The 15,206-nt window shown below is 42.1% G+C and carries 15 protein-coding genes; 13 read left to right on the top strand and 2 right to left on the bottom strand.

The features are described 5' to 3' along the window. Window positions 1-40: 40 nt before the first annotated feature. Window positions 41-1,924 carry a S8 family peptidase gene (locus QPK24_RS18025; protein WP_285743525.1) on the bottom strand — a complete coding sequence of 628 codons (1,884 nt, stop codon included), beginning with the start codon at window positions 1,922-1,924 and terminating at the stop codon, window positions 41-43. Window positions 1,925-2,172: 248 nt separating this feature from the next. Between QPK24_RS18025 and QPK24_RS18020 the strand changes: the two genes are divergently transcribed. From QPK24_RS18020 to thiI, 7 genes are all read left to right on the top strand, one after another. Further along, the gene (locus QPK24_RS18020) at window positions 2,173-2,676 is read left to right on the top strand and encodes a YpuI family protein (protein WP_285743523.1); all 504 of its coding nucleotides are present in this window, start codon (window positions 2,173-2,175) and stop codon (window positions 2,674-2,676) included. Window positions 2,677-2,874: 198 nt separating this feature from the next. Then, window positions 2,875-3,348: an IS200/IS605 family transposase gene (gene tnpA / locus QPK24_RS18015; protein WP_213530591.1), complete on the top strand. Its 474-nt coding sequence runs from the start codon at window positions 2,875-2,877 to the stop codon at window positions 3,346-3,348. Between the two features lie 218 nt (window positions 3,349-3,566). After that, window positions 3,567-3,785: a DUF1540 domain-containing protein gene (locus tag QPK24_RS18010; RefSeq protein WP_285743517.1), complete on the top strand. Its 219-nt coding sequence runs from the start codon at window positions 3,567-3,569 to the stop codon at window positions 3,783-3,785. Between the two features lie 81 nt (window positions 3,786-3,866). Further along, window positions 3,867-4,256: a hypothetical protein gene (locus tag QPK24_RS18005; RefSeq protein WP_285743515.1), complete on the top strand. Its 390-nt coding sequence runs from the start codon at window positions 3,867-3,869 to the stop codon at window positions 4,254-4,256. Between the two features lie 141 nt (window positions 4,257-4,397). Continuing rightward, the gene (locus tag QPK24_RS18000; protein ID WP_285743513.1) at window positions 4,398-5,102 is read left to right on the top strand and encodes a lytic transglycosylase domain-containing protein; all 705 of its coding nucleotides are present in this window, start codon (window positions 4,398-4,400) and stop codon (window positions 5,100-5,102) included. 129 nt (window positions 5,103-5,231) lie between these two features. After that, complete coding sequence (locus QPK24_RS17995) at window positions 5,232-6,383, top strand: cysteine desulfurase family protein (protein ID WP_285743511.1); 1,152 nt, start codon at window positions 5,232-5,234, stop codon at window positions 6,381-6,383. Window positions 6,384-6,386: 3 nt separating this feature from the next. Then, on the top strand, window positions 6,387-7,604 hold the full coding sequence (gene thiI / locus QPK24_RS17990; protein ID WP_285743509.1) for a tRNA uracil 4-sulfurtransferase ThiI: 1,218 nt from the start codon (window positions 6,387-6,389) through the stop codon (window positions 7,602-7,604). A gap of 86 nt (window positions 7,605-7,690) precedes the next feature. Here thiI and QPK24_RS17985 read toward each other — a convergent pair whose 3' ends face one another. After that, window positions 7,691-8,377, bottom strand: a complete 687-nt coding sequence (locus tag QPK24_RS17985; protein ID WP_285743507.1) for a TerC family protein — start codon at window positions 8,375-8,377, stop codon at window positions 7,691-7,693. 135 nt (window positions 8,378-8,512) lie between these two features. Between QPK24_RS17985 and QPK24_RS17980 the strand changes: the two genes are divergently transcribed. From QPK24_RS17980 to QPK24_RS17955, 6 genes are all read left to right on the top strand, one after another. Next, window positions 8,513-9,172 (top strand): TerC family protein, encoded by a 660-nt coding sequence (locus QPK24_RS17980; RefSeq protein ID WP_285743505.1) that lies wholly within the window; start codon window positions 8,513-8,515, stop codon window positions 9,170-9,172. A 269-nt stretch (window positions 9,173-9,441) separates the two neighbouring features. Beyond that, a complete protein-coding gene (locus tag QPK24_RS17975) occupies window positions 9,442-9,939 on the top strand; it encodes a hypothetical protein (protein ID WP_285743503.1) in 498 nt (165 codons plus the stop codon). Between the two features lie 148 nt (window positions 9,940-10,087). Next, entirely contained in the window at window positions 10,088-11,929 is a 1,842-nt protein-coding gene (typA, locus tag QPK24_RS17970) for a translational GTPase TypA (protein WP_285743501.1), read from the top strand. 59 nt (window positions 11,930-11,988) lie between these two features. Next, window positions 11,989-12,291 (top strand): YlaH-like family protein, encoded by a 303-nt coding sequence (locus QPK24_RS17965; RefSeq protein WP_285743499.1) that lies wholly within the window; start codon window positions 11,989-11,991, stop codon window positions 12,289-12,291. A 181-nt stretch (window positions 12,292-12,472) separates the two neighbouring features. After that, complete coding sequence (locus tag QPK24_RS17960) at window positions 12,473-13,537, top strand: LCP family protein (RefSeq protein ID WP_285743497.1); 1,065 nt, start codon at window positions 12,473-12,475, stop codon at window positions 13,535-13,537. A 230-nt stretch (window positions 13,538-13,767) separates the two neighbouring features. Beyond that, a complete protein-coding gene (locus QPK24_RS17955; protein ID WP_160034177.1) occupies window positions 13,768-15,099 on the top strand; it encodes a PhoH family protein in 1,332 nt (443 codons plus the stop codon). The last annotated feature ends 107 nt before the right edge of the window (window positions 15,100-15,206 follow it).

Raw genomic sequence — 15,206 nt, 5'->3', positions numbered from 1 at the left:
TAGGCTACCTCGTCTGCTCTTTTTTTATTTATGAATGGAGCTATTTTACATATTTTTTCACGGTGTCTTCCATTTTATTTCGTAAGTTTTGCGGCCAGAATTGAAGAGGACTATCTTTCTTTACATTTGCTCCTGCTTTTTCGAGCGCTTTATATACATCAATTTGTCCATATCCGAAATATTTATCATATCCTGGATCTCCAAGATCGATGACGCTTGAACGCATTAAATCCATCACCTCTTCATTACTGAGGTCGGGATTAACGGAGCGAATAAGTCCAGCTAAAGCAGCCACATGTGGGCTTGCCATGGATGTGCCAGACAAGGCAGCATACTGATTCCCAGGATAGGTACTTGCGATACTTGCTCCCGGTGCCACCACGTCAACATAATCTCCGTAATTAGAAAAATCAGCTCGTCTCATTGACGCATCTGTTGCAGATACCGCAAAAACTTCAGGATACGCTGCCGGGTATCCCGGGCGTTCCGTATTATCATTACCGGTTGCTGCAATAAGAACGACATCGCGATCATAGGCGTATTTGATAGCATCATGTAAAAATTCAGCATCCGCATAATTTCCGAGGCTCATATTAATGACCTTTGCACCATGATCTGTAGCCCATATAATTCCTTCAGCTACGGCATAAGTTGTTCCAGACCCGGATGAGTCAAGTACTTTGACCGGCATTACTTTATTGTACCAGGTCATTCCTGCCACACCTTCATTGTTATTCACTTTGGCAGAGATGATACCAGCGACATGCGTTCCATGTCCTACATCATCATATGGTTTTTCTGCTGGGTTTACGATATTAAAACCTTCCACAAACTGCCCTTCGAGGTCCGGATGATCCAGATCTACTCCCGTATCAACGACGGCAATGGTAACATTATCGCTCCCTCTAGACAAAGACCAGCCTTTATTAGTTTCTGTTATAGGGAGGTTCCATTGATATCTAGAGAAGAGTAAATCGTTCGGAATGTTGCCTGAACGTAATTTATCATCAGATGTTTCATTCGTAAGATACAGATAGTGAGGCTCTGTATACATCGGATCCCAGTTCTTCTTAAAGTACGATGCTAAAGCTTCATAGTCCTTATCCTTTGATTTAAATACATAGGTTTCACCCATTTTATGAACATGGTCAACTTTAATATCTTTCTTAATCTGTTCCATTTTGTCTGTTGAGAGGTTTTCTTTGAAGCGGATTACAATTTCATTCTCATAATAATGGCTTGCATTTTGGTTGTCATGTCCCGTTTTTACCTTAATTCCTTCTAAAGATCCAGGAAGTACGGAATTCACGTTATATTTCCCTTCTTTTGGATAGGGGATCATACGCAGGTTACGGCGCTGATGTTCTTCCACATCGTTAAGAATATGCTGGCTCATCACTGCTACGACTGCATGCTTGCCATCTAGGGCAGGCTGACCGACAACAAAGTATTTCTCTTCTCCGAGCAGCATAGAATTAGATTCATAAGACTTATGCTTACGTAATGCTTGCTTAGCCGATTTAATACTGGACATCAGCTGTTGATTTTTTTCGAGAGCAGGTTTTTGCTTGTTTTTCTCTAATGAATAAGATTTCGATGTTCCATCTTCAAGATTCATCCAAATCAGTGTATGCAGCTGTTGATGAGAGGACTGGAGCTTGTCGATGTATGAAGTAATTTCTGCTTCATCTGCAAGCTTTAACGCTGTGAGCATATTCTGCAAATGCTGCTCGGCATCCATTCGTGACAAACGTTCTGTCGTCTGTACATCCTGAGATTTATATTGCTGTTTCAGCTGCTGTTCTTGTTTTGGAGCAGGTGGTTCAGCGGTGTTGTTCTTATCCTGAGAAGGTAAGAGCAGAGCAATAACCAAGACAAAAGCGGCCGCAATAAGGGCCAGGTAAATCCAATTATTTTTCCTCATGTAAACTAAATGCCTCCTGCTATTTTAAGTGGGATCAGTTCCCTTTAGCGTGAGGAGGAACAGCCTATTTTATACGGATAGAACTCGGAAAATCAAAAACTTCATCCATGAGTTTTATTTAAGTACCGCTTGTTATTATTTTATGATAGGATAATAGCTGAGAATTACTGGTAACAGACTGATTCAAAATGCAGATCATTGTACAAGAGGTCTATAAGGACTTATTTCTTTAAGGGGGAACTACCTTTATGTCAGCCAATGTGCAGAAGTTATGTGAATCGGCACGAGAGAAATTGAAACCTGCAATAGAAAAGTTAGAAACGTTTCTGAATGAACATTCACTTGCTCAGCTGTCTGCTAATCAAGATGAGGAAACTGTACTATTTTACCAAGGATTTCTTTCTGACTTACGCCATTTGCTAGTGTTTTCTGAGGTTTCTTATGAGAAACTGGGGACCGTGTTACGTCGTGCAAATTTTGACGTTGATTTTGCTGAAAAGGCTCTTTACCATTTGTACCATCAAAGTGTGAACAGCTTCTTCTATCCGAGAAATGAGTGCTATTCGGAAGATGGGCGTTATGCTTATACAGGACAAGATGCAATCCGTTTCCGTGTAAAACCCGTTCGTTCAGCACGTGACATTATTATGGAAATAACCAAAACTTATGAAGAGCTTAGAGATGATCTGAACTATTATGAAAGTGATTATCTGACACAGCTTAGAATGCAAAGTCAGCGCAATCATGCCTAGCTGTTAACATTATAATTTGATAAATACAAGTGAAGCCGCCATGTGCGGCTTTTTTATTATGGCTTTAGCCAGTTGAGTGCGTGAAACGCGCGAAACAAAAAACCACCCGCTATGCGGGTGGAACAATCAAAGGTTTGACCACTAAGACCATTCCGATAGAATTGAGATGTTCAGGCTCAAAGAAAGGAATGGTCTTAGATGGCAAACAAGAGCTACAGCCTAGCTCACACAAAGTGGATGTGCAAATACCACATTGTATTCACCCCGAAGTATAGACGGAAAGAGATCTATAATCAAGTAAGAAAAGATCTAATTGAAATATTCAAACGTCTATGTAAGTACAAAGGAGTAGAAATTATAGAAGGCCACATGATGCCAGACCACGTACACATGTTGGTAGCAATCCCACCCAAAATTGCAGTCTCATCGTTCATGGGATATCTAAAAGGTAAAAGTTCTCTAATGATCTTTGAGAAACATGCCCAACTAAAATACAAATACGGGAATCGAAAATTCTGGGCAGAAGGATATTATGTAAGTACGGTGGGCTTAAATGAAGCGACGGTACGAAAATACATTCGAGAACAAGAAGCACATGACCAAGCAGTGGATAAGCTGAGTGTAAAAGAGTACGAAGATCCATTCATCAGCAACAGGAGCAAAAAGAAATAAACCAGTTTAACTGGTAAGTGAAAGTGACAAATAACAATGAGCCTGAACAGTTTTATGGTCAGGCTAGCGTCTTTAGGCGCAGTTTGGCGACAAGGGGTTATACCCCAAGTACAAACCACCCGTTTTACGGGTGGTCCTGATTTTTCACAATAAAGAGGGAAAGAAGGGCTGTGCATAACCGATTTAGAAAGGGGAAAGATAATAAAGAGGTGATAACAATGAGTGATAAACCAATTGTAAGATGCAGTGTATCCAACTGTTCCTATTGGGGTGAAGAAAACTTTTGCAAAGCCGATTTAATTATGATCAATATTGATGCCTATGCAACGAAGCACTTGAAAGAGGAATATGCTGGTGAAACCTTTGATTCCGAGCATAAAGATGTAGCTTCTACTTCTTCTGCGACTTGTTGCCATACTTTTAAACCAAAAAGTTAATTGTGGAATTAATGTGCATTACACCTTGCTCAGCAACTACCTTACCTTGAAAAGCTTTATTGCTTCGGAGGTGCCTGCATCATGACAGATCCAGAAAAGTACGATGTAAAGCCGGTTAGAGAACGGATTGATTATCCACGCAAGGAGCATGGGCTCAGGCAAAGAGAAGAATATGCAGCTGAGTTAACTTCTCCACATTCTGGCACAAAAGGGTATGAGGAACCGGTAAAAAGGAAAGAAGAGGACACAAAGACAGAGAGTCTCACCTCTTATCGGATGGGTTACCTTGGACTCGCCATCTCTTTTATCTCTTTATTCGTATGGTCTTTTGTGCTTGGTACGATCGGAATAGTCCTTGGTTATTATGCTTTTAAAGAGGGAAGACGAACGGTTGGAGGATGGGCGGTAGGCATCGGAATCGCTGCGCTCTTAAGTTACTCTTTTCTTGTCATGTTCACTTACTACAAGTAGAAAAATGTATTGGCAGGCATCTCTGTATTCAGAGTTGCCTGTTTTGTGATTTAATCATTATAGGAAAAAACAGGTCTTGGCACTTCTAGTTCATAGCGTTACAATAGAGCATGGACAAAACAAATGGGAGGCCATTTATACATGCACATTGATCCGGTGAGGAATACCCTTTGGTATGACTTATCTTCACCTTCTCAGTCGTCGAATTCAGCTTCGAATGACAGCAATCCTGCTGCATCATTTGAACAAGTCTTGGGACAAGTAGGGCAAGTGAGTCCAGATCAGCCCAGTTCAAGAACGATGTCAAATCGTGAAGATGGACTTTTATGGATGCATCTTGGAAACGGAACAGTCACAGAGGAGCTGGGGAATGTAAGTGCTGCCCCTGGAACTTCTTCGGATTCTATATCCGCAGCGCATGAAGCGATTTCCACAGATTACGATGCATTAATTAAACAGGCAAGTCTAAAATACGGCGTATCTGAGTCTTTGATCAAAGCGGTTATTGATACGGAATCTTCCTTTAATCCAAATGTAGTATCGAGCGCCGGGGCAAAAGGCCTTATGCAGCTTATGGATGGTACAGCGGCAGGTTTAGGAGTAACGAATGCATTTGATCCTGCCCAAAGTATAGATGCGGGCACAAGGTATTTATCATATCAGCTTCAGCGTTTTAACGGTGAGGAGAAGCTGGCTCTTGCTGCTTATAATGCAGGCCCAGGCAGAGTCGGACGCCTAGGCGTTGATACCGATGAGGAATTGATGACGGTAATGAGCCGTTTACCGCTTGAAACGCAGCGCTATATTACTAAAATAGAACAGGCCCAGGCGAAATATACTGTCTGATTATTTTATAACTGTATAGATCTGCGAAAAAGATCACATGAGAAGGTCATGGGAATGAACCTTTCTTTCATTGGTCTTTTTGCTTTTTTAATATGAAGAAAGGCCCCTGTGCCTAAGGAGGTGAAACCATTGCTTTATTTTGACTATGCAGCCTCAACTCCGCCATATCCTGATGTAATCACAACGGTCAGTGAAGTGATGAACCGACATTATGCGAATGCTTCCTCTATTCATGGATATGGAGAAAATGCGGAAAAATTGCTGAACAAATCACGTGAAGTCTGCGCGAAAACACTGGGTGTCAAAGCATCTGAAGTCATTTTTACCTCAGGAGCTACGGAAAGTAACAATATGGCGATTAAAGGGGTTGCTCTGCGCTATCATTCTCGCGGGAAACATATGATAACAACGAAAACAGAACATGCTTCGGTGTACGAAAGTTTTCGATTTTTGGAGCGAATGGGGTATGATATCACTTATCTGCCTGTGGATTCTAAAGGCCGGGTTAGGGTGGAGGATGTTCTTCATGCAGTAAGAAAAGATACCATCTTGGTAAGCTTAATGCATGTAAATAACGAAACGGGTGCAATTCATCCTGTGATCGAGATTGGGCGCGAACTGAAGAAGCAGCATCCTAAGGTTATTTTTCATGTAGATGGTGTCCAGGCTTTTGGAAAAATAAAGGTAGAGCTTGCTCACTCCGGGATTGATTTATATAGTATCTCTGCTCATAAAATACGCGGACCGAAAGGTGCAGGACTTCTCTATGTTAGATCAGGTCTCGAACTTGCTCCGCTACTTACAGGGGGTTCCCAGGAAGGGGGAGTGCGGGCAGGAACAGAGAATATTCCGCTGATTGCCGGTATGACGAAAGCCGTTCGTTTAGCAGAAGAAAATAGATCTGAACTTTACGCCCGCCTCATACCGCTTAGAGACCGCTTAATGGAGGAAATTCTTCGTTATCCCGAATGGGAACTGAACAGCTCTCCTGAAGGTGCGCCGCATATTGTGCATTTCTCTTATCCTGGTATGAAAGCAGAGGTAATATTGCATACACTTGAGCAGCTGGGTGTGGTTGTCTCCACACAGTCAGCTTGTTCTTCCAAGTATACAGAACCGAGCAGAGTGCTTCTGGCGATGGGGAAATCGGAAGAGGCTGCCCGTTCGGGCATACGAATTAGCTTGGGAGATGTTCATACCGAAGAACATATTGATCAATTAATACACGCATTACGGGAAATGAAGAAAAGACTGGTTAATTTTGAAGGGTGGAACCGCTAAGACATGAAATACGATATGCTGCTTCTTCGCTTTGGAGAATTTACGTTAAAAGGTAAGAACCGCAGACGTTTTGAAAAATCAATAAAAAGTCATGTGAAATCGAAGCTTACTGCATACCCCGGAGCTACGATCATAGAAGAATATGGACGGATGTATGTGGGGCTTGGGGGGCATGATTATTTAGCTGTAATTGAGGATTTGCGGAAAATTTTCGGACTTGTTTCCATCAGTCCTGTCAAGGTAACCGCCTCAGAACTGAACGAAATTGTAGAAACTTCGCTTGCTTTCATGAAAGAGATGCAGCCTGCCCCAGGTACAACATTTAAAGTGAATGCCAGACGTGTATGGAAAGGATTTGAACACTCCTCTCATGAAATGAATCATCTGGTAGGATCGCCTTTGCTGCGTACGTTCCAAGAACTTAAAGTGGATGTAAGAAAACCGGATATCGAACTAAAAATCGAAATCAGGGAGACAGGAACGTACCTCTTTTTTGAATCTTTTTCTGCTGTAGGAGGCTTTCCAAGAGGGACGAATGGCAAGGCAATGATGTTGTTATCTGGAGGTATTGATTCGCCGGTAGCAGCCTGGTCCTCCATGAAGAGAGGATTGGAACTCGAACTTGTTCACTTTTTCAGTTTTCCTTTTACCAGCCAAAAAGCCAAGGATAAAGTCATTGACCTTGCTAGAGTGCTGGCTGGATACTCAGGCGAGATCAAGCTGCATCTGGTTCCTTTCACAGAGGTACAAACTTCGTTTACCCAATTGGGACAGGACAATCTGATCATTACTTTAATGCGGCGTTCCATGCTTCGCATTGCCACCATGCTGGCAGAGCGTGAAGGTGCCCTTGCTATTGTCAGCGGGGATAGTCTTGGTCAGGTTGCGAGTCAGACGCTTGGCAGTATGAATGTCATCGGAAGAGCAACGGATCTGCCGCTTCTGCGTCCGCTTGTTATGATGGACAAGATGGAAATTGTAAAAATAGCAGAGGAAATTGGCACCTATGATTTATCCATTTTGCCTTATGAGGACTGCTGTACTTTATTTGTTCCTAAGTCCCCGGCAACCAATCCAAATCTTCGGATTGTAGAGAAGTTAGAAGCATCTATTGGAAATTTGTCCGAACTATTAGAACAAGCCGTAGCGAATACGGAAACGATCACGCTTGGAGACGGCAAAGAACTTGAATCCAGCGCGATTGAAGAGGATTGGCTATAAAAAGAATAATATAAAAAGAATAATATAAAAAGAGCTGCCTTTATCATCCGCTGGATGGATAAAGGCAGCTCTTTTTGTAATGAATTTTAAGAGTAAGAATGTTGCTGACTTTGCTTCGCGCTTTTTTGTTTGCGATAACCTGCAAAGAGTACGCCTGCAATGACAAATGCAATGAATAGAATACGTACTAGAGGATGTGCGGTGAAGAAAGGTTCAAGCATTCTCTCTTCTGTAATCATGTTGGAAGCTGTATATCCGAGAACCGCAGCACCAAGGAAAATAATCCATGGAAAACGGTTGATGAGCTTAATAAACAGCGTACTTCCCCAAACAATAATCGGCACACTAATTAATAGTCCAAGAATTACGAGAACGATATGTTGTTCTGCCGCACCTGCCACAGCGATTACATTATCAAGACCCATAGCTGCGTCTGCGATAACGATCGTTTTTACTGCAGTCCATAAGGAAACTCCTGCTTTTACTTCGGTATGCTCGTCCCCTTGATCTGCAAGCAGCTTATAGGCGATCCAGATGAGAAGCACGCCTCCTACAAGTAACAGCCAAGGAATCTGCAACAGCCACAGTACGACAACCGTAGCTGCAATCCGAATTAAGACAGCACCGCCGGTACCATATATAATCGCTTTTTTTTGAGTTTCCTGGGGCAAATTTCGGGCAGCGAGTCCGATGACGATTGCATTATCGCCGGCCAGTATAAGGTCGATAAATACAACCTGCAGCAAGCTGACTATAAACTCGCTGAAATTCATGTAGGTCACTCCTTTTAGTAAAACGCTTTTTGCTTGGTATAAATCGGAATTCATTATATTCCTCTGCCCGAACATCGTCAAGCATAGGCTTGGCAACGTGAACATACATCTAATGTATGGGGGTGTTCGTAACGTATGAACGAGCTATGGTTGCTGGCACAAATACTTATGATCAATCTTGTGCTCAGCGGAGATAATGCAGTGGTAATTGCACTAGCAAGTCGTAATCTGCCGGAACATAGAAGAAGACAAGCAGTATGGTGGGGTGCATTTGGTGCTGTCTTATTAAGATGTATCCTAACCTTTGTTGCAGTACTTATTCTCGAGATTCCATACATTCAGGCAGCAGGCGGGCTGATGCTTCTTTATATCGCATTTAAGCTGCTGCTCGAAGACACAGAAGAGGTGAATGTCCGTCAGTCTTCCACACTGTGGAGTGCCATTCAAACTATTCTTGTGGCAGATTTTGTGATGAGTCTGGACAATGTTTTAGCAATCGCGGCAATCGCAGACGGAGACCTTGCCCTGATCGTCATCGGAATTGCGATAAGCATACCGATTGTGGTATGGGGGAGCGGACTTATCGTAACTTTATTGCAAAAATATCCGATTCTCGTATTTGCAGGCTCTGCAATCTTAGCGTATACGGCAGGAGAAATGCTGCTTCGCGATCCAAAACTAGGCATCTGGCTGCAACATTATCTATTCGGATATCAGGGATTAATTCCTGCCATTGCGGCTGTATGTATTATGGTGAGCGGTGTTTTTCGAAAATTGATACACTACCGTGTTTAGTATTCTTGATGAGGACATTTAATAGGAAAGATACCGGCGGAAATCGCCGGTTTTTTCTTTGATTTGGTTATGCTAAGAGCATAGCGACATCTGCTTTCTTCTATGATGAATGGAATTAGCTGACAGAGTAGTTTTTTGTAAAAACATAGGATAAACTATACATAGATAGGGGTGCTCAGTCCTTTGTATTTTTGGTTTGGAAACAGAATAATCACCTGAGGTAATAAGAAACAACAAATATATTATTTGATGGATGAGGTGAAGGGATCGTGAAAGGAAGAAACGAACGTGCTATCGGCATATTCATCGCGGTAGCCGGTCTTATTATTTTGCTGGGGAAACTCGGTGTATTTGGTTATATTGGCCGAAACTTTTGGCCGCTTGTTCTATTGATACCTGGAATTTTACTGCACCTGTATTACTTTTTAAGAAAAACAAGTACGGTGGTACTGATTCCAGCTGGAATATTTACAGTCTATGGAATTTTATTTTTGATCTGTAATCTGACGGGATGGTATCTGCTTGCTTATCTTTGGCCGGTCTTTATTTTTGGTATCGCCCTTGGACTTTTCGAGTATGCCTTATTTGAGTACCCAAGACCGGCAACCATTTATTCCACTTCAATTATAGGGCTTGCTGTTTCCATTGTTCTATTATTTATAGCCCTTCTTACGACCGGATTCATCTATCTATTTGCGGCCATATTAATTTTCGCCGGTATTTGGCTCATTTTTGGCAGACCGAAACCAAATCGCAGATTTCGATAATAATAAACTTGATTTTTGGTGGAATTAGTCTATAATATAAGGGATATAAGTGGATATAAGCGCGCTCGGACAATCCGGCGCTTCTTTTTTGAGCATTCCGTTTTATTTACAAATAGACTTGATTTTGGAAAGGATATGGATACAAACCATGCATGTAAGAAAAAACATTCGCAATATTGCAATTATTGCCCACGTTGACCACGGGAAAACGACGTTAGTTGACAAATTGCTTCAACAATCAGGAACATACCGTGATCACGAGGCTGTACAAGAACGCGCAATGGACTCTAACGATATAGAACGTGAACGCGGAATTACAATTCTAGCTAAAAATACGGCAATCAACTATAAAGATTTCCTCATCAACATTGTGGATACTCCAGGACACGCTGACTTTGGCGGCGAAGTAGAACGTATCATGAAAATGGTTGACGGTGTACTTCTCGTTGTCGATGCTTACGAAGGATGTATGCCACAAACGAAGTTTGTACTTCGTAAAGCACTTGAGCACAACCTTACTCCGATCGTAGTTGTTAATAAGATTGACCGTCCGGCTGCACGTCCAGCTGAAGTAATTGATGAAGTACTTGATCTGTTTATCGAACTAGGTGCAAATGACGAACAGCTTGACTTCCCAGTTGTATATGCTTCCGCTTTGAACGGTACATCTAGTCTTGACCCAGAGAAACAAGACGACAACATGATGACCCTATATGAAACAATCGTAGACCACATCCCGCATCCAACCGAAAGTGTGGAAGAACCCCTTCAATTCCTCGTTACTTTGATGGACTACAATGAATACCTTGGTCGTATCGCTATCGGACGTGTAAACCGTGGTGTAATTAAACAAGGACAACCTGTTACGGTAATGCTTCGTGATGGTGGTATGAAATCTGCTCGTATTGAGAAACTGTTTGGTTTCCAAGGGCTGAAACGTATAGAAGTAGCCGAAGCGGGCGCAGGCGACATCGTTGCTATTGCCGGTATCAAAGATATCAACATCGGTGAAACCATTGCTGATCCGAATAACCCTGAAGCTTTGCCGGTTCTAAAAATTGATGAGCCTACCCTTCAAATGACATTCCTTGTCAATACAAGTCCTTTTGCTGGCCGTGAAGGTAAATGGGTTACTTCTCGCAGACTTCGTGATCGTCTCTTCAAAGAGCTTGAAACAGACGTGAGTCTTCGTGTAGAAGAAACAGACAGCCCGGATGCATATATTGTTTCAGGTCGTGGTGAACTTCACCTTAGTATCTTGATCGAGAACATGCGCCGTGAAGGTTATGAACTTGCGGTATCCAAACCAGAAGTTATCGTTAAAGAAGTCGACGGTAAGAAAATGGAGCCGATTGAGCGTCTTCTAATTGATATTCCTGAAGACAGCATGGGAGCTGTTATGGAAAGCCTTGGATCACGTAAAGCGGAAATGGTGAACATGGTGAACTCCGGAAACGGTCAAGTTCGTCTTGAATTCCTGATTCCAGCACGTGGACTCATTGGTTACCGTACAAACTTCCTGACCCTTACTCGCGGTTATGGTGTAATGAATAATGCATTTGACAGCTATGGTCCACTCGTGGGCGGACAAGTTGGCGGTCGTCACCAAGGCGTACTCGTATCCAGTGAGAGCGGAGTATCTACTTTCTACGGTATGATTGGGGTAGAGGATCGCGGAACGTTATTCCTTGAGCCAGGAACTGAAGTTTATGAAGGTATGATCGTTGGTGAGCACAACCGTGACAACGACATCGTCGTGAACATCTGTAAGGAAAAACAATTAACTAACGTTCGTTCTGCATCTAAAGACGATACAGTTAAAATGAAGACTCCAGTTATTTTCTCTCTTGAGCAAGCTCTTGAATACTTGAATGATGACGAATATTGCGAGATTACTCCAAAATCTGTTCGTCTTCGTAAAAAAATTCTTAATAAGAGTGAGCGCGAACGTGCAGAAAAACATCGTAAGATGGCGCAAGCTAACTCTTAATCGTCTTCAGATAAAATAAGGAAAAGAGAGCATGAACCTAAGGAAGGAGTTGACTCGCCATGCAAGCATGGTTAGCGTCACACCCGATCATAAGTTATGTGGTGATTTTTGTACTGATCACGTATGTCTACAATAAGGTATTTCGTCCACAGCAAAAATTGTCATTACCAAAAGAGATATTACTGTACATCTTTATGGCCATAGGTGCTTTCATGCTGCTTATTTTCCAAATTGATAAATTGCCAATTATACAGTGCTTGCTTGTTGCTGTAGGACTGATGCTGCTTGTCCGGATTCGTTATTTCGTCGAAGGACGTCAGAAGAAAAAGACAGAAGCATCTGGACATACAGGTAAGATGTAAGTTGGAAGAGTTATAGGGTGTTATCCCTAACTATTTAATAAATGTAACTGGAGAAGACCGCTCTTTGAGCGGTCTTCTCCTTATGTAAAGGTAATTATTTCTAAAGATTTGATATAAACGGATAAAAAGCGGTAATATAGATAGAGTCAGAATGATAGAAACAGGTAAAGGTGTTGAGAGAATGAGTATGGATTCTAATGGACTTCCTCCCCGGAATCAGGGAGATCAGAAGTCGCCTTCTAAAATGAAACAAGACTCGCCTCAAAAAAAGAAAAGGCAAAGTCCTTTTCGTAAATTAATGAAACTCATTATGGTCCTCGTAATTCTCGGTGTAGTGGCAGGCGGCGGCTATTTATATATGATTTATAACAATGTAATAAAAACAGGAACGGATTTACCCGTTGCTGCTGAGAATTCGGCTAAGGTAAAGCCGCTGACAATGTTGATTTTGGGTACAGATTATCGCGAGGAGACGAATTCTTATCTTACCGATGTCGTTATGGTAGCTTCGATGAATCCAGCTACAGATTCGGCTACGCTTGTATCTTTACCGAGAGATACACTGATTCAGCTAAATGGCTATTCGCAGCGCAAGCTAAATGCCTATTATCCTAGGTTTAAAGTGGCAGAGAAAGAGTCAGGAATAACGGCTGAAGAGGAAATGCGTGTGATGCTCAGTAAGTACTTAGATCTGGATATTGATTACGTGACAGTCCTGAATTTTCAGGCCTTCTCCGACGCAGTGGATGCACTTGGCGGTGTTGACGTAAATGCGTCGCAGAATATGTGCTACCGAGATACAGCTGATGGTACCAACATTAATATCAAAGAAGGCCCGCAGCATCTGAGTGGAGATGAGGCACTCGATTATGTGCGTTATCGTAAATCAAATTGTGATCCAAAGACACCAGCTTCCGATGATTTCTCTCGTAATCAGCGTCAAAGCGAAGTGCTGCAATCGATGATGGATCAGATGAAGTCCCTTGGTGGTATAGTGAAGATTGGAAAAGTGGTGGGTGCCGTAAGTGATAACATCACAACTACGGTAGAAAGTGATCAAGTGAAAAATTTCATCTCTGCTTACTGGGACATGTCAAAGGATAACGTGAATTTCGTGCCGGTGACAGGAACCTGGAACAGCCCTTATGTATATATTAATCAAAATGAATTAACGAAAGCCAAAGAAGCACTCGCACAGGAACTTGCAGGTGAACACGTCTTTGTTGACTCTACTTCTAGTGAATAGAAGGAAACGAGGCTTCAGAACCCCAGTGAATCTAGATTCACTGGGGTTTTTTTGGCTCCATTTAATGCTTTTCATAAATAAATTGGTTTATCTCAGGATATTTTCAGGAAAATGAACAATTATTTGCTCCTTAACGAATACATTGAAATATGGGATGCAAGATTGTCCTTACTGCTGCTACAAAGCTTGCCTAACTGTGCTTAAAAGACGCCGCCTTGGAGGGGATACCAATGAAAAAAATTTTTGTATTGGATACGAATGTGCTGCTTCATGACCCGGGCGCCATTTATGCTTTTGATGAGCATGAGGTCGTCATTCCAGCAGTTGTCTTAGAGGAAATTGACTCGAAGAAACGAAATGCGGACGAGATAGGACGCAATGCAAGATATGTATCGCGTTTATTAGACGGCTTAAGGGAGCTGGGTCACCTTCACAGCGGGGTACCACTGCCAGAAGGCGGCAGATTAAAGGTGGAACTAAATCATCGCAGTTTTGTTCGAGTGCAGGAAATGTTCGGGGAAGTGACAAATGATAATCGTATTTTGGCTGTCGCTCTCAATTATCACCTCGAAGAGCAAGAAAAGGAGGAAGCAGACCAGGTTGTTCTCGTAAGTAAAGATGTGCTTGTCCGAATTAAAGCGGATGTGCTTGGTTTATATACGCAAGACTATTTATCCGATCGTACGGCGGATCCTAGTGATCTATATCCGGGTTATTCTACAATTAAAGTTCATCCCTCCGTTATTGATGAGTTTTATACGTATCGCTTTCTACCTATTAAGCCTTTACAGCTACCTTATGCTCTATATCCGCATGAATTTGTTATTCTTAAGGATGAGATGGGTACAGGGAAATCTGCCTTACTAAAAGTAAATCAAGAAGGAACAAAGATGGAGCCGCTGTATTTAAGTAACGATCCTGTATGGGGAATCGTGGCAAGGAATGCACAGCAACGGATGGCTCTCGAACTTTTATTAAATGATGAAATTCCGCTGGTTACGATTACAGGCAAGGCCGGAACAGGAAAAACGCTGCTTGCGTTAGCAGCAGGACTGCTTAGGGTGGAAGATGATCATAAATATAAAAAACTACTGATTGCGAGACCGGTCGTACCCATGGGAAAAGATATAGGTTATCTACCTGGAGAGAAAGATGAGAAACTTCGTCCTTGGATGCAGCCTATTTATGATAATCTCGAATTTTTATTTGATACCAAAAAATCAGGAGATATTGATAAGATTTTGATGGGGCTTGGCAGTATCCAAGTTGAGGCTTTGACTTATATTCGAGGAAGATCGATACCAGGACAGTTTATTATTATTGATGAAGCTCAGAATTTGTCCAGACATGAAGTCAAAACCATTGTTTCCCGAGTAGGGGAAGGAAGTAAGATCATTCTCATGGGGGATCCAGAACAGATTGATCATCCTTATCTGGATTCATCGAGTAATGGACTCACGTATATTGTGGAACGTTTCCGTCAAGAAGGGATTAGCGGACATATTATGCTTGAAAAAGGAGAACGATCAAAGCTCGCCCAGCTCGCAGCTGATTTATTATAAAGCGAACAGGGGCTGTTTATTTCCCGGGAAAAGGGACTATCTTTAAAAATCGGAGAACCGGCATAAAGAACCGGTTCTTTTTGTATGGAAAAAGAAGAATGTAGAAC

It is taken from the genome of Paenibacillus polygoni (assembly GCF_030263935.1).
GTDB lineage: Bacteria > Bacillota > Bacilli > Paenibacillales > Paenibacillaceae > Paenibacillus > Paenibacillus polygoni.
Note: the sequence above shows the minus strand (reverse complement) of the source record. Positions and strands in the feature narration are given on the sequence as shown.